This window comes from Modicisalibacter sp., from assembly GCF_055145905.1.
On the sequence record NZ_JBSREH010000047.1, the window covers coordinates 61,204 to 83,355 of the forward strand.

Here is a 22,152-nt window from a genome sequence, read left to right on the forward strand (position 1 = left end):
AGTCAGCCTCTCAGCATACGGCATGACGGCGCTCGATCGTTCGGCTCAGGCGACACATGTCACAGAAGTTCACATTTGCGACGACAGGCTGACCCGGTGAGGCGTCGCCGTCCGGGACTGGCGCGTCAGTGTTGTCTCGATGCGTGAGTAAAGCGCCCGCAAATCGCCGGGCAGCTCGGCGACCGCACGGCGCTGATCGATGTAGTAGGCGCGACGCAGGCCGTGGAAGGTCACGGGCTCGCCGACGCAGGTGAAGCGCAGGCCGTGGATCGCCAGGCGCCGCGGCAGGCGGTGCTGCATCATGGCGAAGACATGATGCCGGCCGGCCAGACCGACCAGTGCCGTCGCCGCCAGAAACAGGCCGACGCCGATCAGCGCAAAGCCGGCGCGCTCCTCGGGCGGGAACAGCGAGGGGGCGTCGGGACGGCCGCGGGTGTCCGCCCGGTGGCGAAAGGCCGGGGAGATGGCCAGCCGGGAAATCTCGCAGAGACGATCGCGCGGCAGACGCTCCGGATGCAGGGTGGGATGGGTCAGGCTGTCCCGGCAGTGCGCCTCCAGGGGCAGCCGGCGCAGCGCGTCGGGGCCGTCCGTCAGGGCCGGTACCAGGCGCACGCAGCCTGCCGGAATCCCGCTGGCGCGGTGCTCGAGCAGCACGATCAGGGACGCCGTGTCGTGCTCGTCGTACTCCAGGTGCGCGTCGGGGTCCTCGTGCATCCGGTAATCGAGTTCCCGGCGAAAGACGGCGTGACGCAGGGCATAGGCCCGTTCCCGCAGCACGGGGGTAGTGGCTAGATGGAAATCAAACGTCGCCTCGAAACGATCCAGTGCATTCACGACAAGTCCCTTTCTGAAAGGGGCGCTGGGCCCCGATTGGTTGTGATTATGGTGAGTCTTCCGAACCGCCCTGCACGTACTCGGTCGCCGGGGAGCGGTCGACATCGATGACGTCCGCCACCGCCATGGGGCGGCCGATGTAGAAGCCCTGGGCATAGGTGATGCCGTAGGCGGCGAGCAGCGGCAGCATGCTTTCGCGATCGACGAACTCGGCGATAGTGCGCTTGCCGAAGCCGTTGGCGATGTCGGCGATGGCCTTGACGATCAGGCGGTCCTCGGGGCTGTCGATCAGCTTCTGGATGAACGAGCCGTCGATCTTGATGTAGTCGGCGGGCAGTTGACCCAGGTAGTGGAAGCTGCTGAAGCCGACCCCGAAGTCGTCGAGTGCCGTCCGGCAGCCCAGCTCGCGGATGCCCTGCAGGACGCCGCGGGCGGTGGCGAAGTCGGTGACCGCGGCGGTTTCGGTGACCTCGAGAATCAGCCACCGCGGGTCGGCGCCGGAGGCCGCCAGGGCGTCGGCGAGGAAACCGGTCAGCCCCGGATCGTGGAGCGACTGGCCGGACAGGTTGACCGCCAGACTGATGCCGCGCTGCTGCAGGCGCGCCAGCAGCGACAGGCTGTGACGCAGTACCCAGCGGTCGAGTTCGACGATCTGCCCGCTGCGTTCGGCGATGGGGATGAACAGACCGGGCATCACCGGATTGCCGTTGTCGCCGTGCATGCGCAGCAGCGCCTCGTAGTGACGGACACGGTTGTCGGCGAGGTGCAGAATGGGTTGCAGCACCAGTTCGAAGTCGTCGTCGCGCAAGGCCTGGCGGATGCGCTCCACCCAGTAGACGCGCTGCTGCAGCTCCTCCCGCGAGCGGTGCACCATCGACAACTGGTGCCAGCGCTGGCTGCCGTTTTCCTTGGCCTTGTACATGGCCAGGTCGGCACTCGCCATCAGGTCGGTGGGGGTCAGTCCGTGTTCGGGGTAGAGCGCAATGCCGATGCTGCCCATGGCCCGATGGCGGCGCCCGGCGACCGAGAAATCGATCATCTCGAGTACCTGGACGATGCGCCGGGCCACCTGGTCGGCCTGGGCCTCCCGGGCATCCTGAAGCAGGATCGAGAACTCGTCGCCGCCCAGTCGGGCGATGACCGCCTCCTGGCCGAGCTCTTGGGACAGCGCCTCGGCGACCAGCTTCAGCAGCTGGTCGCCGGCGTTGTGGCCGCTGAGCTCGTTGACCTCCTTGAACTGATCGAGATCGAGGAACAGAACGGCACCCCGGGCCTCGGGCGTCAGCGACTTTTCGAGGACCTCCTGGAAGTAGCGGCGGTTGTAGAGGTTGGTCAGCGGGTCGCGATGGGCCAGCCAGGAGAGGCGGTCCTCGGCCTGTTTGCGGTCGGTGATGTCCAGCCCCACCGAGATCAGGGTGCCGGCAGCATGCCCCTCGCCGGGCAGCGGGGCATGGAACCAGGCGATGGTCCGCCGCTCGTTGTCGGGAGTAATCAGCGTGCCCTCTTCCTGGCCGGGGCGCGCCGGCGTTCCCGGTGCCTGATCCACCCGGAAGCAGGCAGCGAACGTCTGGCCCAGCAAGTCTTCCCGCGGGCGTCCCGAGAGGGTTTCGGCGAAGTGGTTGACCAGGGTGATGTAGCCACGGGCGTCCTGGGTGAGGATCAGCACGTGCGCCGTGTCCAGCAGCCCGGCGACGAAGTCGCGCTCCTGGCCCAGCTCGGTCAGGCGCTGGGTCAGCTCCCGGTCACGGCTGGAGACGGTGTGCTCGAGGGTTTCCAGCTGCTCGGCCAGTTGCAGGGTGGTGCGTTCGAGCGTATCGATCTCGTCGGTATACAGGCGGGTGCCGGGCGGCAGGGCCTGGCGGACCTGGGTAAAGTCGCGCCGTGCCAGCCGCGGCAGTAGCGTGGACAGCAGGCGCAGGCGCGCCATGGGCCGCCACAGGATCAGCAGCAGCAGTGCCTCGGCCGCCAGCCAGCCGACCAGCGCCAGGACCAGAATATGGCGGGTGTCGCGGCGGATGGCGTGTACTTGCGGGGTGATGTCGGCGAGCATCACCAGATAGCCGTTGGAGGGAAAACGGGTGGCGTCGTCCAGCGGGAAGGCGGTGAGCTCGTAGGTTCGGTCGCCGCGCTCGAAGGTCCAGGGGCGATCGGTCAGGCGCGACAGCGGTACCTGGTTGGCGGCCTCGCGCAGCACCGGCATGCTCTGTTGCTGATTCGTCAGGGTCAGCAGGGCGCCCTGCCAGTCCGCAAGATAGCGCTCCTGACGCGGATAAATCGGTGCCTGGGGCGAGATGATCACCCGTGGCGGCCCGGTGACCAGCAGGGCGACATCGCCGTCGCTCATGCGCTGCGCGACGCGGGTCAGGTCGGCCAGTGAACGTGACAGTACCACCACACCCACGCTGGTCCCGCGTGCCAGTACCGGAACCACCGCATACTGACGGCAGTCGCGTACGCAGCGCAGCTGGGTGAGCGGCTGCTCGTCCGCCATGACGGTGCGGGTCCATTCCGCCAGGGGCGGGTCGTCATCGGCAAGCGGCTGACCGCGCTGGCCGAGCAGCACGCCCCGGTCATCAAGAATGCTCAGGGCGTCGACCCCGACATCCAGCTGCAGCGTGGGCCAGAAGGGGTCGATGGCCAGCGACACCCGGGTCGGACTGCCGGAGCGCACGGCGGCGCCCAGGTTGTCCGAGGCCGCGGCCAGGCTCGCCAGCTGGGCCAGCATGCCGGCCGAGCGGTTTACCGCCAGCCGGTATTCGCGCTGGCGGGCCTGGTAGATGGTCTGGCGGGACTGGCGAAACTGCTCGGTCAGGCTTTCGTGGCCGATGAACGTGAACAGCGAGGCGGTACCCAGCAGCAGCAGGCTGGTCAGCACGATGGCGCGCCAGGTCAGGCTGAAGCGGGGGCGGTCGTCGCTAGCGGTGCGGTGTCGCATGGGCAGCATCGTCCATCGGGTTCACGAAGCGGGCCTCGGCTCAGAAGCGAAAGGAGGCCTGGAAGAGCAGCAGGTTCCAGTACTTGGCCGGCGGTGGCGAGGCGGTGGTGACGGGCAGCCAGGCGGTGCCTTCGATGTTGTGCCACTCCGCGGCCAGCATGAATCGGGGCGAGGGCTGCCAGCGCAGGCCCCCGGTGACGTCGCGGGCGTAACGGGCGTAGGCCGGGCCGCCGCCGGCGGCCTCGAAGGCCGAGCCGTCGCGGTCGTCGCGATCGCTGATCAGGCTGTCGTAGCGCAGCAGCCACTGCCAGTCGTCGGCGAAGCGGCGGGTGTACTGCACATACCAGCTTTCGCCCACCTGGCTGGTGTTGTAGGCCGGGTTGGCGAAACCATCGAGGGCAATGCGGCGCAGCGCGTACTCCGCGGTCAGGCTCCAGAGCGCCTCGTTGTACTGCACCGAGAGGATCCACGGCTGGAAGCGGAAGCGGCCGTCGTCGAGCGTGGCCGTGCCATGCTCGTAGCCGGCGCGGACATCGGCGGCGCTCAGGGCGGTAATCCAGTGGCCGCCGTCGTCCTCGAACAGTACCTGGCCGATGTAGGAGGTCCGGCCGTCGAAGGAGCCGGGCGACGCGGCGAGTCCCAGGGTGGCGTCAAGGTCGTCACCGGTCTGCGGCTGCCCGACGCCGGCCTGGAAACGCAGGGTGCCGGCGTCCAGGTATTCCTCGTCGTAGAGCGAGACACCGTCGGCGGCCAGCGCCAGCGAACGGGTCCTTTCGAAGTAGATCGACTGTGGCAGCAGGATGCTGGGGCGTGTGAAGGCCACGTCCCGCGTCTGGTTGTAGAAGCCGAAGGGGTTCTTGAAGCGCCCCAGCTGGATGCCCAGCCGCCGGTCGCGACTGGAGAGGGCCTGATAGTCGACCACGCCGTGATCCAGCACCGGCGTGGCATCGCCATCACCGGTGCGACGGCTGAGCCACTGGGCCGAGACCAGCACGTCGCGATACGGGCGCAGGGACAGGTTGAGGCCGAGTTCGGTGTAATCGAAGCTGCCGCCCCCCTGGCTGCTGGGGCCGAAAAGGTCGTTGTCGTCGCTGATCAGCCAGGCCTGGCTGAGAAAGCCGTGCACCTGGAAGGTGTCCATGGCGTCGCCGGCGCGGGACGCGGTGGGCAGGGCGCCGAGCAGCACCAGCGCCAGCCCCGCGACGAGGCGTTCAGTTCGCCAGCGATATGACATGCACGCTGTCCTCCAGGTGATCACGTTCGAGATAGCCGATGGCGCCGGGGGTGCTGGCCACCTGCTGCAGCATGGCCTGCTGGTCGTCGGCCTGATAAGGCGCCTGCCCGGTACCCGAGAAGACGGCTCGGTCCCAGGCCAGTTGCAGTTGATGCGGATAGACATTGAGCCGCGACTTGGCAAAGCGCTTGTGCACGGGGTGGTTGCCCGGCAGCACGAAGACGCTGACGCCTCGTCCGTCCGGCCAGGTGCGCTGGCGCATGGCGAAGATGGCGCGGGCCATGTCATGGGAGAGGGTGGTCACCTCGACGTCCGGGTTGGCGATCACTACGACCTCGTCGGCCCCGGCCGCGCCCATCGGCAGCCATAGCAGCCACAGACACAGCCAGCGCTGCACCAGCCTCCCTATTTCGGGCAGGCGGTAGCTCCCGAATGCCACGCGGGACGCATGGCCACGGGACGGTTTCCGTATGCGGGAAACGGCGCGGCGTGTTCTCCCTGCCCGTCTCGAACTCATGGCGTGATCTCGTCGCCCTGCTGCCTTGTCATTGTCAAGCGGGGTACTCGTTCCCGGTATGCCTTCCCGGTACTCCTTTTCCCGGCATTCTTTCCCGGTACTTTCTCATACTAGCGTGCCGGGTGAATTCGTCATCAACGCAGGGCCGGCAGCTGGATAGTCTCGGAAAAAAGTCTGACAAGAGTACGTTGCTTTATCAGTGACTGTGCTAATTAAACTTCGCGCATGATGGGCTGGATTTCTCGTGGTTCCGGTACCAGATCGCATCATGCTTGGCGCAAGAGCATGACAATATAAGCGGGAGTCGGCAATATTATGAAGTGATATAGATGGAAAAAATCACATAAGTTAACAGTCCGGGCGCGATTGCCTCGGGATACCTTCGCGGAGCGGGCATGACGGGGGTCAACGCGCGGTGAAGCGGGCCCGGCTAGACTCGAGCGAGTCGGGAGCGATCCTCGGAGGCCGCCATGCGTGCGATGCAACTGCAACAGCTGGGTAACGTGTCCCATCGGGCGGCGCTTCTCGCCTGTCGCGAAGTGCCGGAGCCGAGCCCCGCTCCAGGTCAGGTGCTCATCGCCGTGGCGGTCTGTGGTGTCTGCCATACCGAGCTCGACGAGATCGAAGGGCGCCTGCCGCCGCCGCGCCTGCCCGTCATTCCGGGCCATCAGGTCGTGGGGCGCATCATCGGCGTCGGCGAGGGCGTGGATCGTCAGCGGCTCAATGAGCGCGTCGGCGTCGGCTGGATCGCCTCGGCCTGCGGCGACTGCCCGGCGTGTCGGGCGGGGCGCGAGAACCTGTGCCCCGAGTACACCGCCACCGGGTGCGATATCGACGGCGGCTATGCCCAGCGGATGGTGGTGGATGCGCGCTTCGCCTGTCCGATGCCGGAGGCGCTGGATGCCGCCGAGGCGGCGCCGCTGCTGTGCGCGGGGGCGATCGGCTACCGCGCCCTGCGTCTGGCGGCACTCGACAACGGCGAGCCGCTCGGGCTGACCGGCTTCGGCGGCAGTGCCCACCTGGTGCTGCAGATGGCCCGGCATCGCTATCCGGACTCGCCGCTGTACGTCTTCGCGCGCAACGCCGCGGAGCGGGAGTTCGCCCGACAGCTGGGGGCGCACTGGACCGGCCATACCCATGAGCGGCCGCCGCGCCCGCCGGCGGCGATCATCGACACCACCCCGGCCTGGGAGCCGATCGTCGCCGCGCTCGGCTATCTGGCGCCGGGCGGACGGCTGGTGGTCAATGCGATTCGCAAGGAACGGCGGGATCTCGAGGCCCTGCTGGGGCTGGATTACCCGACGCACCTCTGGCGGGAAAAGTCCCTGCAGTCGGTGGCCAACGTCACGCGGCGGGATATCGTCGAGTGCCTGGCGCTGGCTGCGGAGATCGGCCTGCGGCCCACGGTGCGCTGCTTCGACCTGGCGGACGCCAACCAGGCGCTCCTCGAACTCAAGACCCGCGCGGTACGCGGGGCCAAGGTACTGCGAATCGGTTCATGATCGCGCCGCTGCCGCGCCGGGCCGTCGGGGTCCGGCGCGGCGGGGCATCACTGGATGTCGAGACGCCGGCGACGGGCTTCCCGCAGCTTGGGAAGGACCAGCTCCAGCATGCCGTCCTTGAAGGAGGCGCTGGCATTGTCGGCATCGATGTCACCGGGCAGCGTCAGCGTGCGGGCGAAGGACGACTGGGCGATCTCGCTGCGATAGAACTCGCCGCTTTCCTCCTCCTCGGTGCTCTTGTGCTCGCCCTTGATGGTGACCCGATTGTCACTGATCGACACGTCCAGCTCGTCGCGCGAGATGCCGGGGATCTCGGCACGCAGCACGAATTCGTTGTCGCGTTCGATGAGATCGACCCGCGGTGCCCGCGGGGCGGCAAGGTCGAAGCGATCCCAGGCCTGGCGCTCCCGGAACAGCGGACGCATCCAGCCACGATCGAAGAAGCGTTCCAGCATGTGGTCGAACTCCTCGAAGGGGGTGAGTGCCTGGCCGCTCGGGCGGGCCGTGGGCGACGGCTCGCGTGCGGGTGCGGCTTCCTTCATCTCGCTGACGTTGCTCGTGTCACTGCTTGGCTTGGCCATGATGACCCTCCCGCCATGGTGGCGATCCGGAAAACGTGAAAGACGCGGGCAAGCCCTTGCCGGCTTGCGGATAAAAAGATAGTCATGCCAGGCGAGGGGATGGCTTGATGGCCGTCAAGACACGGTGATGGCGTGCGGTGAATCGGCAGGGAAGATGACAGGGCGCAAGGGTCTGCTACCTTGAGTAGGCGATTCGGCGGGAGGCGGCTGCATAGGAGGCGACATGCGCTATGAGCTCTACTACTGGCCGACCATTCAGGGGCGCGGCGAGTTCGTGCGTCTGGCGCTCGAGGATGCCGGTGCCGACTATATCGACGTGGGCAACGCCTCGGATGCCGGTATCACCGAGATCAGCGAGTTCCTGGACGGCGAGAGCACGCTCTACCCGCCGTTCGCGCCGCCGTTTCTCAGGGCCGGCGAGATCCTCGTCTCCCACGTGGCCAACATCCTGCAGTTCCTGGGGCCGCGGTTGGGGCTGGTGCCCGAGGGTGACGCGATCCGGCTCTGGGCCCACGGGCTTCAGCTCACCGTGACCGACTTCGTCGCCGAGATCCACGATGTCCACCACCCGATCAGTTCCGACGACTACTACGAGGCGCAGCGCGATACCGCCCAGGCGCGCGCCGAGGCGTTCCTCGAATCACGCCTTCCCCGCTTCCTCGGCTATTTCGAGCAGGTGATCGCGCAGAATCCCGGCAGCGACGACTGCCTGGTGGAGGGCGGGCACAGCTATGTCGACCTGTCGCTGTTCCAGGTCGTCAGTGGCCTGCGTTATGCCTTTCCGCGGGCCATGGAGGGCGCGATGCCCAATCACCCGGGCATCGCCGCGCTGGTCAGCCGGGTCGCCCGCCGCGAGCGCATCGCCGCCTACCTGAGTTCCGAGCGCCGGCTGCCGTTCAGCGAGCAGGGCATCTTTCGCCACTACCCCGAGCTGGACTCGCCACCGCCGACCTAGCCGGAGCAACCCGGCGGTGCGGAAGTACCCCTGCGGTTTTTTCGCGCCCCGACTGGCCACGGACCGCCCAACGATGGTAGAACGCCAGCGTAGGTCGGCCGGGTCGCGCACAACAACGCCAATCCATGACTCGCCGAGCATCCCCTCGGGCTCCGGGCTTTCAAGGTATCAGGACTGGCATGTTTCTCGACGATTTCCATACGGTGGCGGAAGGCTGGATCCGTATCACCGCCGCGCAGGCGAGCCGCTTCGCCAAGCAGATGGCCGGTGACTACAACCCCCTCCATGATGCAAAAGCGCGACGCTTCTGCGTTCCCGGTGACCTGCTCTTCGCGCTGGTGCTGGCGCGTCACGGGCTCTCTCAACGCATGACCTTCCACTTCCGCGGCATGGTCGGCGACGACGTTCCGCTGGCGGTCGAGGAACACGACGATGGCACCCTGCAGGTGGTCGATGCCGCCGGCAAGGCGTTCCTGGTGGTCGAGCGTGGCGGTGCCATCAGCCACGATGACGTCGCCATCGAGGCCTTCACCCGCCGCTACATCGCCTTTTCCGGGCGCAATTTCCCGCACTTCCTCAAGCCCCTGCTGGAGGAAAACGGCGTGATGTTCAACCCCCGGCGGCCGCTGGTGATCTACGACAGCATGGGTTTCACTCTCGACGCCTTGCCCGATGCCAGCCTGGCGGTGGAGTTCGACGGGGCCTCGTTCGAGGTCCAGGGCAAGCGCGGCGAGGCCCGCCTGGCCTTCCGCATGACCGCCGGCGGCGAGCCGATCGGCACCGGCGCCAAGAAGCTGGTGGTCAGCGGGCTGCAGCCCTACGACGCGACGGTGATGGACGAATTCGTCGAGGCCTTCAACCGGCGCAAGGCGCAATACGAGGCGTCCTGACGGCGTGCTCTGAAGACGGCTTGTCGGGGTCCCTCGCCCCGGCCGGGGCAGTCGCTGCTATGGTGGAGGGCTGCACCACGGGTCCCGAACGGCCATCCATCAGGAGGGAAACGTCATGACCGTATCGTCCAGTCTCTGGGACATGACGCTGGCGGGCTTTCGCGATGCCATCGAATCGCGCTCCACGCCGGGCTGCGGTGCCGCCGCGGCGGCCTCGGCAGGGCTCGGGCTGGCGCTGGTGCTCAAGGGGCTGCGCATCACCCGGGGCAAGCACGACGATGCGCCGGACGCCATGCACCGGGCGATCGAGCGCGCCGACGCGCTGCTGGCCCGGCTCGGCGACTACGCCGACGAGGACGTCAACGCCTTCGAGGCCTATCTGGCGGCCGTGAGGCTGCCCCACGACGACGAGGCCGCAGGCGAGCGGCGTGAGCGGGCCATCGCCCACGCCGCCGAGCGGGCCAATGCCGTGCCGCTGGGAGCCGCGCGGGTCTGTCGCGAAGGCCTGGCCCTGAGCGTCGAGGTCCTGGCGCTCACCGATGCCAACCTGCAGAGCGATACCCGCGCCGGCGCCTTGATGCTGCACTCGGGGCTGAGCGCGCTGCTGCTCGGTGTCGACGCCAATCTGGCGAGTCTCGATGACGACACCGAGCGCGAGGCGCTGACCCGTACGCGAGATGATCTGCAGGACGCCGCCGATCGCTGCCGCGACGAGCTGCTGCGGCAGGGCGCCCGGTGACAGGACAGACCTGACGGGCAAGGCCCGAATGAGTGACTACGCTGTTGAGGAGTGAGCGGCGTCGTCATGAAAGTGCCGCTCCAGGGAAGACCTTCACCCATGGCAAGGAGCCAGTCATGTCACTCCATCACGGCAGGCATTGTTCGCATTGTTCTTCCCTCGGCGCGGCGGGCGCCATCGGCCTGGGGCTGGTGGCCGGCGTGGCCGCGGCGGCCGGTGTGCTGGCGGGGCGCAGGGCCGCCACCACCGCGCGGCTGAGCCGGGGCCATCCGCGCAAGCATCGCCTGCTCGACGCCGCCTCCAGCACCCTGCAGCGCAAGATTCCGCTGGAGGCCATGAGCACCTACCTCAACGGCTTTCACATGTATGCCGACGACATGGGGCGTCAGGTCGAGGCTTCGCACTATTGCATTCACCTCGAGCCCGACCTCCATCAGTGCGTGATCTTCGACTCCAACCGGCCCGATGCGCGGCTGATCGGCATCGAGTACATCATCAGCGAGGCGCGCTTTCGCGCACTGCCCGAGGCGGAAAAGCGCCTCTGGCACAGCCATCACTACGAGGTGAAGTCGGGGCTGCTGGTGGCGCCGGGCATTCCCGAGCTGGCCGAGCACGCCTACTTCGAGGATCTCGTCACCACCTACGGCAAGACCTTCCACACCTGGCAGTACGATCGTGACGATTTCCCCTACGGCGTGCCGCAGCTGATGATGGGCTTCACCGGGGACGGCCAGGCCGATCCCGCGCTGGTGGCGGCCCGTGACCGGCGGCTGGGCCTCTCGACCGACTGGCGGCGCGAGAAGCGCAGCGACATCCCCGAGCCGGCGGTCGCACCCGGCGCCAATGTCTGGGAAAGCGGCCAGAGCGTCCAGACCTCGCTGGAGGCGCGCCCCTTCAAGCGCTGAGGGCAGGTCGGCCGCGCCGGGCCGGCGGGCGACGCGTGACGGAAACGTCATCGTGTGGTCCCGGGCCTGTCATCTGCGTCGCGGATACTCCGGTCAGCGTGACGACACGGAGGAGAACGCGACATGACCCTGACTCGCAGAGACTTTCTCGCCCGGGGCTCGCGCCTGGGACTCGGGGTGCTGGGCGGCAGCCTGCTCGGCGCCCCGGCGATCGTGATGGCCGAGGCGCGGCGGCCGCAGGTGGTGTCCGGCGTGATGAGCGGCGACATGCTCAGGGATCGGGCGATGCTCTGGGGCCAGGCGGACCGCCCGGCACGGATGTGGCTCGAGGTGGCCGACAATCCCGAGTTCCGCGGTGCCCGGACGCTGCCGTCGCTGGACGTGCTGCCGGACACCGACCTGATCGGCAAGGTCGATGCCACCGGGCTGGGCGGCCGGGACACGCTGCACTATCGGCTGCGCTTCGCCGCGCTGGGCGATGAGCGCGCCGTCAGCGAGCCGGTGACCGGCCGGTTGCGCCTGCCGCCACGCCAGCCGCGCGACGTGCGCTTCGTGTGGTCGGGCGACGTGGTCGGCCAGGGCTGGGGCATCGACGAGTCGCGCGGCGGCATGCGCATCTTCGAGACCATGCGCCGCCAGCAACCGGACTTCTTCATCCACTCCGGCGACAGCGTCTACGCCGACGGGCCGCTCGAGGAAACGGTGGACCTCGGCGGTGGCGAGCTCTGGCGCAACCGGGTCACCCCGGCCAAGCGCAAGGTCGCCGAGACCCTGGCCGAGTACCGGGGGCAGCACGCCTACAACCGACTCGATGTCAACTATCGGCGTTTCACCGCCGAGGTGCCGATGCTGGCCCAGTGGGACGACCACGCGACCCTCAACAACTGGTATCCGGGCGAGATCCTCGACGACCCGCGCTACACCGAGACGAACGTCTCGCTGCTCGCCGCCCGCGCCCGCCGGGCCTTTCTCGAGTATGCGCCGATCCGGCTGGCGCCCGACGCGCCGCAGCGCATCTACCGGCGCTTCGCCTATGGCCCCGGGCTCGAGGTGTTCATGCTCGACATGCGCAGCTACCGCGGCCCCAACAGCGACAATCGTCAGGACACCGCCTCCGACGACACGGCCTTTCTCGGCGAGAGCCAGTTCGCCTGGCTGCGCCGGGCGCTCAAGCAGTCCACCGCGACCTGGAAGGTGATCGCCGCCGACATGCCGATCGGCCTGAACGTGCCGGATGGCGACAGCTTCGACGCGGTGGCCAACGGCGACGACGGCCGGCCGCTGGGGCGCGAGCTGGAGCTGGCCCGGCTGTTCAAGGCGATCCGCGACGACGACATCCGCAACGTGGTGTGGCTGACCGCCGATGTCCACTACACCGCCGCCCATCACTACGCGCCGGAGCGTGCCGCCTTCCGGCAGTTCGCGCCGTTCTGGGAGTTCGTCAGCGGTCCGCTCAATGCCGGCACCTACGGGCCCAACACCCTCGATGGCACCTTCGGCCCCGAGGTGGTGTTCAGCAAGGCGCCGCCCGACGGCCAGGCCAATCTGCCGCCCTCGGCGGGCTATCAGTTCTTCGGCCAGGTCGATCTCGATGGCGAGAGCGAGGCGCTCACCGTGACGCTCAAGGACATGGACGGCACGGCCCTCTATCGGAAGATGCTGGAGCCGCAGCGCGCACCGGCCTGACGGCAGCCTGCCATCGCCCGACAATCGCAGGCGGCGGTGCCTGGCGATGGTCGAGTGGCGGGTCACCGCGTTGGCTCGCGCCACTCGGTCAGCCAGAACAGCACGCCGATCAGCCCGAACGCCGCGCCCAGCGCGCAGGCCCCGGTCCAGCCGGCGAGGGTGTAGAGCCAGGCCGCGCCCGCCGAGCCCAGCGCGCCGCCCAGGAAGTAGCAGGTCATGTAGGCGGTAGTGATACGGCTGCGGGCTTCCGGGCGAATCTGGTAGATGGCGCCCTGGTTGAGGATCTGGTTGCCCTGCACGCCGATGTCGAGCAGGACGATGCCCAGCACGATCGCCGCCAGCTCATGGGCGAACAGCGCCATCACCAGGAAGCTCAGCGTGATCAGGCTCAGGAAGCTCAGCGTGATCAGGCTCAGGAAGCTGCCGGTGCCGATCCGCGACAGGCCGCGATCGTGGAGGCTGCCGGCGACGTTGGCGCACAGCGCGCCGGCGGCGCCGAGCAGGCCGAACAGCCCGATCACCGAGTCGGGGTAGCCATAGGGCGCCTCGGCGAGCAGGAAGGGCAGGGTGGTCCAGAAGACGCTGAAGGTGGCGAAGCCGGCCGCGCCATAGACGATGCGCCGGCGCAGCAGCGGCTCCTCGCGCATCAGGGTCAGCACCGAGGCCAGCAGCGACGCATAGGACAGCGAGGTCTGGCCCGGTTCGCGCGGCAGCAGGCGGGCCAGCAGCAGCGCCTGACAGACCATGACCCCGGCCGCCAGCCAGTAGACCGCCCGCCAGCCCAGCGCATCGGCGAGCCCGCCGGAGACGGTGCGCGCCAGCAGGATGCCCAGCAGCAGTCCGGTCATCACCCGGCCCACCACGCGGCCGCGCTGGTCGTCGTCGGCCAGGTGCGCGGCGAAGGGCACCAGGATCTGCGCCACCACGGCGGTCAGGCCGGTGGCCAGGGCGCAGAGGATGAACAGCTCGATGGTCGGGGCCAGGGCGGTGCCGACCAGCGCCACGGCGGTGGCCAGCGACACCGTGACGATCAGCCGGCGGCGCTCGATCAGGTCGCCCAACGGGACAAGCAGCACCAGGCCGGCCGCGTAGCCGAGCTGGGTCATGGTAATGATCATGCCCGCCGTGCCCCGCGATACCGAGAAATCCCGGGCCAGGGTATCGAGCAGCGGCTGGGCGTAGTAGATGTTGGCCACCGCCACCCCGCAGGCCAGCGCCATGACGAAGGTCAGCAGGGCGTTGGGACGCAGGGACGTCGCGGGGGCTGCCGGAGTGTCGGTCACGTTGTCCATCTCCGCCTCAACCGTGCTGGGTGCCGTCGTTGCTGACATCGATGTCCACCTCGACCATCATGCCCGGGCCGATCAGCTGGGCGGGGCCGTCGTCGAGGGCGATGCGTACCGGGATGCGCTGGGTGATCTTGGTGAAGTTGCCGGAGGGGTTGGGATCCGGCAGCAGCGCGAACTGGCTGGTCGCGGCGCGGCCGATAACCGTCACGTGGCCATGGAAGGGGCGATCCGGGTAGGCGTCAACGGTGATGTCGACCGGCTGACCGACGCGCAGTTCGCCGATGTCGGTTTCCTTGATGTTGGCCTCCACCCAGAGCTTGTCGGGGTTGTGCATCATCAGGATCGGCTGGCCGGCACTGACGTATTCGCCCGCATCGACCAGCGTCTTGTTGACCACGCCGCCGATCGGGCTGGGCACCGTCAGGTCGGCGATGCGCAGCTTCTCCTGCGACAGCTTGGCCCTGGCCTGGGCCAGCTCCTGCTTGGCCACCTTCAGCTGGGAGCGCAGCACCGAGGGGTTGGGCAGCGGCATCTGCGTGAAGCCGACCTCGGCGTTGTCGGCCTGGGCCTGGCTGACCGCGACTTCCTGCTGGGCCTGCTGGTACTCCGCCTGGGCGGCCAGATACGCATAGTAGTTGGCATCACGCTGCTGCTGCGACACCGAGTGCTGGTCGAGCAGGGCATCGGAGCGCTTGTAGTCCTTGCGCGCCTGCACCAGCCGGGCCTTGGCGGCGGCCATGGCGGCCTTGCTGGCGGCCAGTTCCTGCTGGGTCATGTTCAACCCGCCCTTGAACTGCTTCTCGGCAAGCTTGAGCCGCTCGCGCTGGTAATCAAGGCGGGCCTGCATGGCGGCCACGCCGGCCTTGAGGGTCTTGAGCTTTTCCTCGTCGGGTCGGCTGTAGAGGCGGGCCACCGTATCGCCCTTGTCCAGCCGGTCGCCCTCGGTGATGGAAAAGTCGGTGACCCAGCCTGCCAGGCGGCTGCTGACGGTGACCTGGTCGGCCATTACCCGCGCGTCCTGGGCGCTGACGTGGGTCAGGCGATGATGGATGGCAAAGCCAGCCCACACCGCGCAGGCGAGCAATGCCACGGCGAGTAGCGTCAGCTTGGTGCCCTTGCCGGGGCGGCGGGAAACGGCATTCGACGTCGATGATGTCATGATGACGGAATCCTTGAGCGAACGAACGGGAAGAACGGGTCAGGCACGCTGCCAGCGGCTGAGCAGGATCGACGGCACCGCCACTATCAGCAGACTGCCGACCAGCAGCCAGAAGCCGTCCTGGTAGGCGAGGATCGAGGCCCAGATCGCCTCGACACGGCCCATCAGATAGCCGGCCATGGCCGACTGGTGGATATCCGGTACCCCCAGGTGGCCGGCCAGCTGCGACAGCTGGCCGAGCTGCTCCCGGGCCAGGGTGTTGTCGGCGGTGACCCCGGCATTGAGATGCTGGCCGTGCAGGGCGGTGCGCCGGTCGAGCAGGATCACCAGGCCCGCCGTACCCAGCGCGCCGCCCAGCTGCATGACGAAGTTGATCGCCCCGGAACCGTGCCCGGTGAGCTCGCGGGGCAGGGCGGCGATGGCGTTGGACAGCGTGGGCGGCGGAAAGGCCGCCATGCCGATGGCCATGATCGCCATGTTGCCGGCCAGGAAGGCGAAGGAGGTGTTCCAGTCCATCTGCGCCATGTGCCAGACCGCGATCATCGTGCAGGCCAGTCCCGGCAGGGTGATCCAGTGCGGCGGGTAGCGGTCGCTCAGCCAGCCGACCAGGGGCACCAGTACGCCGAGTACCGCCGTCGATGGCACGAAGATCATCCCCGCGCTCACCGGGCTGTAGTGCAGCACCGACTGCACGAACTGCGGCAGCAGGTACATGATGCCGTAGAACGAACCACCGAAGAGCAGCATCGCCAGGATGCCGACCATGAAGATCCGGTAGCGGAAGATCGCCAGGTCGATCAGCGGATGCGCGGTGCGCCGCTGCCAGGCGACGAAGATGGTGCCACAGAGCAGCGAAGTGCCGATCAGCTCGGGGATGCGCGGGTCGTACCAGCCCCAGCGCTGGCCGTTGGAGAGTGCCGCGAGCAGCGCGAACACCGCGATGAACAGCAGTATCGTGCCGGCCCAGTCGAAGGGCGGGCGCGGCCCCTTGCCCTCGCGGGGCGGCAGGAAGAAGTAGCCCATCGCCACGGCGGCCGCGCAGATCGGCAGGGTGATGAAGAACACGTAACGCCAGGTGAAGTTCTCCACCAGCCAGCCGCCGATCACCGTGGCCAGCGTCAGCGGCAGACCCAGGCACATGCCGTACATGGCCACCGCCATGCCGCGGCCCTCGGGCGGGTAGGCGGCGAACAGTGCCTGCATCGCCACCGGGCGGATCAGCCCGGTCATGGCGCCCTGGATGACGCGGGCGGCGATCAGCATCGTCATGCCCTGGCCCAGCCCGCCGAGAATCGACGCGGCGATGAACACCAGCAGCAGCCCCATGAAGGTGGCCCGCTGGCCGACCGCCGAGACCAGCCACGGGGCGATCAGCAGCGACACCGTGGTCGAGGCCAGAAAGCCGGTGGACAGCCACTGCACCTGGGAGGCGCTCATGCCGAAGGCGCCCTTGATGTAGGGGATCGCCACGTTGACGATGGTGATCGACATGCCCAGCGCCACCAGCCCCAGCATCACCGTGAGCGTGACCCACAGCTTGTAGCGGGGGCCGTAGCGTTCGAACAGCAGATCCACCTGGCTCATGACCGATACCTCCCCGGCGGCAGGACCGGACAGGAAGGGACGTTATCGAACACAGGAACCTCTCCTCGTGTTGTGCCGGGCCACCGCTCGCGCAAGCAGGCGGGCCGGTTTCCCGGGAATGACGGGAAACCGGCCCGAAGCCTCGAACAGCCAGCAGTGGCACAAGTCAGGCGCTAACAAGTAGCCTAAACATCGTTTGATAGCTAAATATCATAACGTATCCGGGCGATGTGTCACAGAGGCCGGGTACCCGTCGTCGGCAACACGGGTGAACAAGCCGTGCGGGCACGGCCCGGGGGCTTCACTCGAGAAACGCCGCGACGGTGGCGAGAACCGCTTCCGGACGTTCCCGGTGGGGGACATGGCCGCAGCCGGGCAGCAGACGCAGCATGGCGGGGCCGGCGGCATGCGCGACGAGTCGTTCGGGATGGCGAGGCGAGCCATACTCGTCACGATCGCCGTGCAGGGCCAGCAGCGGGCAGGGCACCCGGGTCATCACGCCGGCAAGGTCCCAGTCGCGAAACGCCTCGTCCAGCCAGGTGTCCACCCAGGCATCCAGGACCCAGCGGGCCCTGTCGCCGTGATAACGAGCCAGTCGCGCCAGCTGCTCCGGCGCGGCGAAGGCCCGTTTCGCCTCGCGCACGCCGTCGAGCGTGCGTGTTTCGACAAAACTCATGGCCGACTCGGTCACCAGGCCCCGGCAGGTTTCGGGGAAGGCCATCGCGACATGTGCGGCCATGGCGCCGCCCACGCTGTGGCCGAAGGCGATGAAGTGCGTCAGGGCCAGGTGGGTGTGTATCGCCGCGAAGGCCTCCTGCGGCTCCGTCTCGATGAAGTCGAGCGGCAGTCGCCCGGGGCAGGGATCGGAGCGACCGAAGCCGAGCCGGTCGTAGGCGATCACCCGGCGGCACGTGGCCTCGGCCAGTTGCGCGGGGAAGTCGCGCCACAGGGCGCTGCATCCCAGCGACTCGTGGAACAGCACGATGGGCGGGGCATCGGCGACACCCGACGGCTGCCAGCTGCGGACGAAAAGGCGGCCCCGGGGGGTGGGAACCCGAGTATCGTGGATGGTGGGTGGCGTCATGCGATGAGTCCCTGATGTGGCGTGTGGTGGCGCTGGCGTCAGCGTGACACCCCCGATGTGCCGGCGTCGAGCCATGCCGTAATGCGCCCTTTCGCGTTGCCGCCATCGGTTGCGCGGGCTATGTTGGCCGACGCGATCAATCCGAGAGGAAGGGGACGGCATGAAGCAGTACGCGGTAGTGGCGCACGATTACTCGGATGACGAGGCGCTTGAGCGACGCCTGAGCCGTCGGGAAGCCCATCTGGAAGGCATCCGGCAGCTCGCCAGTCAGGGGCGATTCATCAGTGGCGGGGCGATTCTCGATGATGCCGGGCGCATGGTCGGTTCCAGCGTGCATGTTCAGTTTCCCGACCGTCGGGAACTGGACGACTGGCTGGCGACCGAGCCCTACGTGACCGGGAAGGTCTGGGAGCGGATCGAGATCCGTGAGGTCAAGCTCTTCGATCCAGGCGCCTGATGCCATGACCGATCGGACACCGCTCGCCGCGCGCATTCGTCACCTTCTCGGGACGACGCCCCGCGAGGCGCTTCCCATGACCTATCAGCAGGTCGCCGGAGCACTCGGGCTCGAGCCGCCGCGAACCATTCAGCAGGTGGCTCTGGCACTGGAGGAAACGATGCGGGAAGACGCCGAAGCGGAGCGGCCCTTGATGGCGGCGCTGGTCGTCAGTCGACAAGGGCAGGGCCTGCCCGCCCGAGGCTTCTTCGATCTCGCCGTGGCGCTGGGGCGCTTCCCCGAGGAACCGTCACGGCATGTCGAGGCCTGGCAGGAGGCGTATCGGCAGGCCCTGGCGGCGAGGGGAAAGCCATTGACTCATGTTTCAGGAACGCAAAAACACCAAGGCCCGCCGAAGCGGGCCCTGGTGCTCGAAGCCTTGCGGCTCGAAAGCGCGATCTAATCGATATTAGAGCGGCTTGATGTTCGCAGCCTGCAGGCCTTTCTTGCCCTGAGTGACGTCAAAGGAAACCTGTTGACCGTCCTGCAGAGACTTGAAGCCGTCAGCCTGAATTTCGGAGAAGTGGGCGAACAGATCGTCACCGCCGTCAGCGGGAGAAATGAAGCCGAAACCCTTGGAGTCGTTGAACCACTTGACTGTGCCAGTTGCCATGATCGAATTCCTTATGCGTTGAACGCTTTTGCGGTTACCGGGGACACCCCGGAATGAAGTGGGTGAGACAAGAGATATGTCCAGGTAACCGAATGCTTCGAGTACAACTGACAATATGCGACTTGCTAACCAACTGACGGCATAGTGCGGGCCTTTCGTTCTGGAGTCAAACAATTTTTGCCGGCCAGCCCAAAAAGACGGTGCTATATCGGTCGACGGGGGTCCGCGCAGCATGAGGGAACCCCCGGGGCCTGGGCGCCCCGCCGCCAGCCGATGAAGCCGTTCATGGCGTGGTGGCGACTGGCGGGGCTTCCCACCTCGCCCCGGTCAGGTCGCAGGAGACCTTCCACAGCCGCTCGGCCAGCATCGAATCGCGTGCCGCGGCGGTCATCCGGGCGCGTTTCGGTGCGCCGCGCGCCTCCCAGGGGCCGGCGGGGCCGAAATAGTCGCCCGGGCGCACCTCGTCGGCGGTGGCCGCATGCAGCACCGGGCGGGCACCGTCGGCGGCGGACTGGCTGATGAGAGGCATCAGCAGCCGGAACAGGCTGCCCACCAGGGCGCGGCTTCTGACGCCATGCTCGAACAGTGCCGTGCGCGACAGGCCGGGATGCGCCGCCACGCTGACCAGCTCCCAGCCTCGGGCGTCGCTGTGGCGTTGCAGCGCCTGGCTGAACAGCAGCATGGCCAGCTTGGACTGGCGATAGGCGCGCCAGGGATCGTAATCGCGTTCGCCGTTGAGATCATCGAAGGCGATGCGCCCGCTGCGGTGCGCCAGGCTCGACAGCTGCACGACCCGCGGTGCCGGTGCGGCCTGCAGCAGCGGCAGCAGCCGACTGGTCAGCAGGAAGTGCCCCAGGTAGTTGACGCCCAGCTGGCGCTCGAAGCCGTCGCGGGTCACCTCCCGCGTCGGCGGCGCCAGGAGGCCGGCGTTGTTGACCAGCCGATCCAGCCTGGCTTCCTGTGCCTGCACCGTGGCGGCGAAGTCGCGTACCGAGTCCAGGCTGTCCAGGTCGAGCGGCTCGAAGCGCACCGCCGCCTCGGGGAAGTTGGTGCACAGGGTCTCGACGGCGGCGCGGCCCTTTTGCGGGTGGCGCGCGGCGACGATGACGCGATAGCCCCGCTGCACCAGACCGCGAGCGGTCTCGAACCCCAGCCCGGTATTGGCCCCGGTGACGATCGCCAGCGGGGCGGCTTCGTGACGGTCATTCATGGGGTCAGGCGTTGCCGACCGTCTGGATCACCTCGAAGCCCTCGAACTTCGGCGGCCCCAGGTACAGCCCCTCGCGCCGCGTCTGGCCGGCATTGGCGTGGGCGGCGCGGAAGGCCTCGGAGTGCGTCCAGGCCTCGAAGTCCTCCCGCGAGCGCCACAGGGTGTGCGAGGCGTAGAGGACGTGATCCTCCTCCTCGGGGCCGCGCAGCATGTGGAACTCGATGAAGCCGGGCAGGCCCTGGAGGTGGGTTTCGCGCTCCAGCCAGATCTGCTCGAACTCGTCTGTTCTCTCGGGATTGACCCGGAAACGATTCATGGCGATGAACATGGTGGCGTGCCTCACGGCCTGAGTGGTGGATGTCCGGGGACGATGACACCTTCCCCGGAGCGGAGCAAGGCGACGCCGGGCTAGCCGGTCGCCACCATTTCCTGATCCCTGCCGGTCAGGGTCATCCACACGACCACGGCGACGATCACACCCAGAAACAGCAGGCTGGTGATGACGGTACCGAAGCCGAGGCCGCCGTAGGCCACCGGTTGCGACAGCAGATCGCCGAAGGAAGCACCCAGCGGGCGGGTGAGGATATACACCAGCCAGAAACCGAGAATGGCATCCAGGCCGAGGAAGAAATAGCCGATCGCCAGCGAGAGGATGATGGCGCCGAACAGGATGCCGGTTGCCAGGTAACCCAGGCCGAACTGCTCGGAGACCAGATCGCCCACGGCCGTCCCCAGCGCGAAGGTGAAGAGAATCGCCAGCCAGTAGAAGGCCTCGCGCCGTGTGGTGGTGATGGAATGAATCGACAGGGTGCCCTCCTTCCGGAACCAGAGCCAGAAGGTCAGGGCCAGCAGCACACTGAAGGCGAGCGTGCAGGTCAGCAGGCTGACGCCGAGGTTGTCGACCAGGTTGTCGCTGATCAGGGTGCCGACGATGGAGACCAGCACCACGGCCAGCCAGTAGGACCAGGGCACATAGCGCTTGCGCGAGAACTGCAGGGCGAGGGCCACGATCAGCACCGCGGTCATGAGCAGCGAGGTGGTCGTCAGGCCCAGCCCCAGATTGACGGCCAGGTAGTCCGCGGCGGTTTCCCCCATGGTCACCGCCATGAGCTTGATGAGCCAGAAGCCGGCCGTGACCTGCGGGACCCGGTTGGGACGCAAGCCGTCCTGGGCCGTGGGTTCGGATGTCGGTGCCTCGGTGTGCATGGCTGTCTCCTGATAACGCGTCATTGGCTGGAAAGGGCAAGTGCCCGGGCGGACAGTTGGTCGGAATGCACGTCGTCGTCGGCGTTGCAGCGCTCCGTGGCCCGGGATTGCAGGCTTCTTGCCGTGGCGAGGTCCGCATCACCGATTGCGCCGTTCGCCAGGGCGCTGCGCAGCTTGCCGAGCAGGGTTTCGCAGGGGATGGCGTGGCCGTTCGCATCGGTCACGGCGATGCCGGCCACCTGCTGGACGCCGCCTTTCGGCCCGCCGTCCGAGGGGTGGCTGAGCCGGTCCGACAGTGCCGTCAGCCGCGTTTTCACCGTCTTCGCATCGGGAGACGGGGTGCGCAGTGCCGCGAAGACGCGATCGGCCGCCGCATCGACGTTCCCCCAGGCAGCGGGTGCCTTCGGGCGCAGCGAGGACTCGGCGTCGTCCCACTTGGTCTCGAAGTCGGTGGCGCGGTGCTCGGCCGCGTTCAGCTTCCCGGCATCGACGAGCGCCCGGGTGTCGGAGACGATGGCCTGATACTCCGCCAGGTCGCCGAGCGGGTTGGGGGCGTCCGCCCCGGCACTGGCAGACGGTTTCTGGCCCGGTGACAGCCAGAGTTCCGTGGCGGAGAACACGCTGACCGGCACCACGATCAGCAGCGCGGCAAGCAGGATCTGTTTCATGGGTGGCTCCACATGGTTGATGGACACCACCCAGCCTGTGCGCGCTTGAATACGGTCGGCTTCGC

General features: G+C 67.8%; 22 protein-coding genes. 8 read left to right on the forward strand and 14 right to left on the reverse strand.

All coding sequences use genetic code 11. The features are described from left to right. Nucleotides 1–69: 69 nt before the first annotated feature. From ACTCB7_RS14165 to ACTCB7_RS14180, 4 genes are read right to left on the reverse strand one after another with little or no spacing between them, the layout of a single operon-like run. The gene (locus ACTCB7_RS14165; RefSeq protein WP_463007175.1) at nucleotides 70–834 is read right to left on the reverse strand and encodes a PEP-CTERM/exosortase system-associated acyltransferase; all 765 of its coding nucleotides are present in this window, start codon (nucleotides 832–834) and stop codon (nucleotides 70–72) included. A 46-nt stretch (nucleotides 835–880) separates the two neighbouring features. Continuing rightward, nucleotides 881–3,769: a bifunctional diguanylate cyclase/phosphodiesterase gene (locus ACTCB7_RS14170; protein ID WP_463007176.1), complete on the reverse strand. Its 2,889-nt coding sequence runs from the start codon at nucleotides 3,767–3,769 to the stop codon at nucleotides 881–883. A gap of 40 nt (nucleotides 3,770–3,809) precedes the next feature. Then, nucleotides 3,810–5,003 (reverse strand): hypothetical protein, encoded by a 1,194-nt coding sequence (locus ACTCB7_RS14175; protein ID WP_463007177.1) that lies wholly within the window; start codon nucleotides 5,001–5,003, stop codon nucleotides 3,810–3,812. Next, a complete protein-coding gene (locus tag ACTCB7_RS14180; protein WP_463007178.1) occupies nucleotides 4,981–5,400 on the reverse strand; it encodes a hypothetical protein in 420 nt (139 codons plus the stop codon). Before ACTCB7_RS14180 ends, ACTCB7_RS14175 begins: the two co-directional genes overlap by 23 nt. A gap of 590 nt (nucleotides 5,401–5,990) precedes the next feature. Between ACTCB7_RS14180 and ACTCB7_RS14185 the strand changes: the two genes are divergently transcribed. Beyond that, on the forward strand, nucleotides 5,991–7,022 hold the full coding sequence (locus tag ACTCB7_RS14185) for a zinc-dependent alcohol dehydrogenase family protein (protein ID WP_463007179.1): 1,032 nt from the start codon (nucleotides 5,991–5,993) through the stop codon (nucleotides 7,020–7,022). Between the two features lie 47 nt (nucleotides 7,023–7,069). Here ACTCB7_RS14185 and ACTCB7_RS14190 read toward each other — a convergent pair whose 3' ends face one another. After that, nucleotides 7,070–7,603 (reverse strand): Hsp20/alpha crystallin family protein, encoded by a 534-nt coding sequence (locus ACTCB7_RS14190; protein WP_463007180.1) that lies wholly within the window; start codon nucleotides 7,601–7,603, stop codon nucleotides 7,070–7,072. Between the two features lie 223 nt (nucleotides 7,604–7,826). Here ACTCB7_RS14190 and ACTCB7_RS14195 point away from each other — a divergent pair, with 223 nt between their 5' ends. The 5 genes from ACTCB7_RS14195 to ACTCB7_RS14215 all read left to right on the forward strand — a co-directional run bounded on the left by ACTCB7_RS14195 (nucleotide 7,827) and on the right by ACTCB7_RS14215 (nucleotide 12,778). After that, nucleotides 7,827–8,558 (forward strand): glutathione S-transferase, encoded by a 732-nt coding sequence (locus tag ACTCB7_RS14195; protein ID WP_163647727.1) that lies wholly within the window; start codon nucleotides 7,827–7,829, stop codon nucleotides 8,556–8,558. Nucleotides 8,559–8,737: 179 nt separating this feature from the next. Next, entirely contained in the window at nucleotides 8,738–9,448 is a 711-nt protein-coding gene (locus ACTCB7_RS14200; protein WP_163647726.1) for a DUF3581 family protein, read from the forward strand. 115 nt (nucleotides 9,449–9,563) lie between these two features. Beyond that, nucleotides 9,564–10,187 carry a cyclodeaminase/cyclohydrolase family protein gene (locus ACTCB7_RS14205; RefSeq protein WP_163647725.1) on the forward strand — a complete coding sequence of 208 codons (624 nt, stop codon included), beginning with the start codon at nucleotides 9,564–9,566 and terminating at the stop codon, nucleotides 10,185–10,187. A 116-nt stretch (nucleotides 10,188–10,303) separates the two neighbouring features. Next, nucleotides 10,304–11,092: an OBAP family protein gene (locus ACTCB7_RS14210; protein WP_463007181.1), complete on the forward strand. Its 789-nt coding sequence runs from the start codon at nucleotides 10,304–10,306 to the stop codon at nucleotides 11,090–11,092. A 123-nt stretch (nucleotides 11,093–11,215) separates the two neighbouring features. Next, a complete protein-coding gene (locus ACTCB7_RS14215) occupies nucleotides 11,216–12,778 on the forward strand; it encodes an alkaline phosphatase D family protein (RefSeq protein WP_463007182.1) in 1,563 nt (520 codons plus the stop codon). Between the two features lie 62 nt (nucleotides 12,779–12,840). Here the strand turns inward: ACTCB7_RS14215 and ACTCB7_RS14220 are convergent, their stop codons facing one another. The 4 genes from ACTCB7_RS14220 to ACTCB7_RS14235 all read right to left on the reverse strand — a co-directional run bounded on the left by ACTCB7_RS14220 (nucleotide 12,841) and on the right by ACTCB7_RS14235 (nucleotide 17,894). Continuing rightward, nucleotides 12,841–14,070, reverse strand: coding sequence for an MFS transporter (locus ACTCB7_RS14220; protein ID WP_463007183.1), 1,230 nt, complete (start codon nucleotides 14,068–14,070; stop codon nucleotides 12,841–12,843). A 7-nt stretch (nucleotides 14,071–14,077) separates the two neighbouring features. Further along, entirely contained in the window at nucleotides 14,078–15,226 is a 1,149-nt protein-coding gene (locus tag ACTCB7_RS14225) for an HlyD family secretion protein (RefSeq protein WP_463007184.1), read from the reverse strand. 39 nt (nucleotides 15,227–15,265) lie between these two features. After that, nucleotides 15,266–16,810 carry a DHA2 family efflux MFS transporter permease subunit gene (locus tag ACTCB7_RS14230; RefSeq protein ID WP_463007185.1) on the reverse strand — a complete coding sequence of 515 codons (1,545 nt, stop codon included), beginning with the start codon at nucleotides 16,808–16,810 and terminating at the stop codon, nucleotides 15,266–15,268. 301 nt (nucleotides 16,811–17,111) lie between these two features. After that, complete coding sequence (locus ACTCB7_RS14235; RefSeq protein ID WP_463007186.1) at nucleotides 17,112–17,894, reverse strand: alpha/beta fold hydrolase; 783 nt, start codon at nucleotides 17,892–17,894, stop codon at nucleotides 17,112–17,114. Nucleotides 17,895–18,054: 160 nt separating this feature from the next. On the opposite strand from ACTCB7_RS14235, the gene ACTCB7_RS14240 reads away from it, so the two are divergent. Both ACTCB7_RS14240 and ACTCB7_RS14245 read left to right on the forward strand, forming a co-directional pair. Then, complete coding sequence (locus ACTCB7_RS14240) at nucleotides 18,055–18,351, forward strand: YciI family protein (RefSeq protein WP_463007187.1); 297 nt, start codon at nucleotides 18,055–18,057, stop codon at nucleotides 18,349–18,351. 4 nt (nucleotides 18,352–18,355) lie between these two features. Then, on the forward strand, nucleotides 18,356–18,793 hold the full coding sequence (locus ACTCB7_RS14245; RefSeq protein ID WP_463007188.1) for a hypothetical protein: 438 nt from the start codon (nucleotides 18,356–18,358) through the stop codon (nucleotides 18,791–18,793). A 6-nt stretch (nucleotides 18,794–18,799) separates the two neighbouring features. Here ACTCB7_RS14245 and ACTCB7_RS14250 read toward each other — a convergent pair whose 3' ends face one another. The 5 genes from ACTCB7_RS14250 to ACTCB7_RS14270 form a co-directional block, all read right to left on the reverse strand. Next, complete coding sequence (locus ACTCB7_RS14250) at nucleotides 18,800–19,003, reverse strand: cold-shock protein (RefSeq protein WP_163647714.1); 204 nt, start codon at nucleotides 19,001–19,003, stop codon at nucleotides 18,800–18,802. Between the two features lie 283 nt (nucleotides 19,004–19,286). Next, nucleotides 19,287–20,213, reverse strand: a complete 927-nt coding sequence (locus tag ACTCB7_RS14255; RefSeq protein WP_463007189.1) for an oxidoreductase — start codon at nucleotides 20,211–20,213, stop codon at nucleotides 19,287–19,289. A 4-nt stretch (nucleotides 20,214–20,217) separates the two neighbouring features. Further along, entirely contained in the window at nucleotides 20,218–20,541 is a 324-nt protein-coding gene (locus tag ACTCB7_RS14260; protein WP_463007190.1) for an antibiotic biosynthesis monooxygenase family protein, read from the reverse strand. 80 nt (nucleotides 20,542–20,621) lie between these two features. Continuing rightward, nucleotides 20,622–21,419, reverse strand: coding sequence for a COG4705 family protein (locus tag ACTCB7_RS14265; protein WP_463007191.1), 798 nt, complete (start codon nucleotides 21,417–21,419; stop codon nucleotides 20,622–20,624). A 20-nt stretch (nucleotides 21,420–21,439) separates the two neighbouring features. Next, nucleotides 21,440–22,087 carry a hypothetical protein gene (locus tag ACTCB7_RS14270; protein ID WP_463007192.1) on the reverse strand — a complete coding sequence of 216 codons (648 nt, stop codon included), beginning with the start codon at nucleotides 22,085–22,087 and terminating at the stop codon, nucleotides 21,440–21,442. Nucleotides 22,088–22,152: the final 65 nt, after the last annotated feature.

Bases quoted from the DNA above. Each gene is read 5' to 3' on its own strand.
- ACTCB7_RS14270 (WP_463007192.1), bottom strand. From the start codon at position 22,087: ATGAAACAGATCCTGCTTGCCGCGCTGCTGATCGTGGTGCCGGTCAGC.
- ACTCB7_RS14265 (WP_463007191.1), bottom strand. From the start codon at position 21,419: ATGCACACCGAGGCACCGACATCCGAACCCACGGCCCAGGACGGCTTG.
- ACTCB7_RS14260 (WP_463007190.1), bottom strand. From the start codon at position 20,541: ATGTTCATCGCCATGAATCGTTTCCGGGTCAATCCCGAGAGAACAGAC.
- ACTCB7_RS14235 (WP_463007186.1), bottom strand. From the start codon at position 17,894: ATGACGCCACCCACCATCCACGATACTCGGGTTCCCACCCCCCGGGGC.
- ACTCB7_RS14220 (WP_463007183.1), bottom strand. From the start codon at position 14,070: ATGGACAACGTGACCGACACTCCGGCAGCCCCCGCGACGTCCCTGCGT.
- ACTCB7_RS14170 (WP_463007176.1), bottom strand. From the start codon at position 3,769: ATGCGACACCGCACCGCTAGCGACGACCGCCCCCGCTTCAGCCTGACC.
- ACTCB7_RS14240 (WP_463007187.1), top strand. From the start codon at position 18,055: ATGAAGCAGTACGCGGTAGTGGCGCACGATTACTCGGATGACGAGGCG.
- ACTCB7_RS14195 (WP_163647727.1), top strand. From the start codon at position 7,827: ATGCGCTATGAGCTCTACTACTGGCCGACCATTCAGGGGCGCGGCGAG.
- ACTCB7_RS14215 (WP_463007182.1), top strand. From the start codon at position 11,216: ATGACCCTGACTCGCAGAGACTTTCTCGCCCGGGGCTCGCGCCTGGGA.
- ACTCB7_RS14250 (WP_163647714.1), bottom strand. From the start codon at position 19,003: ATGGCAACTGGCACAGTCAAGTGGTTCAACGACTCCAAGGGTTTCGGC.
- ACTCB7_RS14255 (WP_463007189.1), bottom strand. From the start codon at position 20,213: ATGAATGACCGTCACGAAGCCGCCCCGCTGGCGATCGTCACCGGGGCC.
- ACTCB7_RS14190 (WP_463007180.1), bottom strand. From the start codon at position 7,603: ATGGCCAAGCCAAGCAGTGACACGAGCAACGTCAGCGAGATGAAGGAA.
- ACTCB7_RS14205 (WP_163647725.1), top strand. From the start codon at position 9,564: ATGACCGTATCGTCCAGTCTCTGGGACATGACGCTGGCGGGCTTTCGC.
- ACTCB7_RS14225 (WP_463007184.1), bottom strand. From the start codon at position 15,226: ATGACATCATCGACGTCGAATGCCGTTTCCCGCCGCCCCGGCAAGGGC.
- ACTCB7_RS14185 (WP_463007179.1), top strand. From the start codon at position 5,991: ATGCGTGCGATGCAACTGCAACAGCTGGGTAACGTGTCCCATCGGGCG.
- ACTCB7_RS14175 (WP_463007177.1), bottom strand. From the start codon at position 5,003: ATGTCATATCGCTGGCGAACTGAACGCCTCGTCGCGGGGCTGGCGCTG.
- ACTCB7_RS14210 (WP_463007181.1), top strand. From the start codon at position 10,304: ATGTCACTCCATCACGGCAGGCATTGTTCGCATTGTTCTTCCCTCGGC.
- ACTCB7_RS14245 (WP_463007188.1), top strand. From the start codon at position 18,356: ATGACCGATCGGACACCGCTCGCCGCGCGCATTCGTCACCTTCTCGGG.
- ACTCB7_RS14200 (WP_163647726.1), top strand. From the start codon at position 8,738: ATGTTTCTCGACGATTTCCATACGGTGGCGGAAGGCTGGATCCGTATC.
- ACTCB7_RS14230 (WP_463007185.1), bottom strand. From the start codon at position 16,810: ATGAGCCAGGTGGATCTGCTGTTCGAACGCTACGGCCCCCGCTACAAG.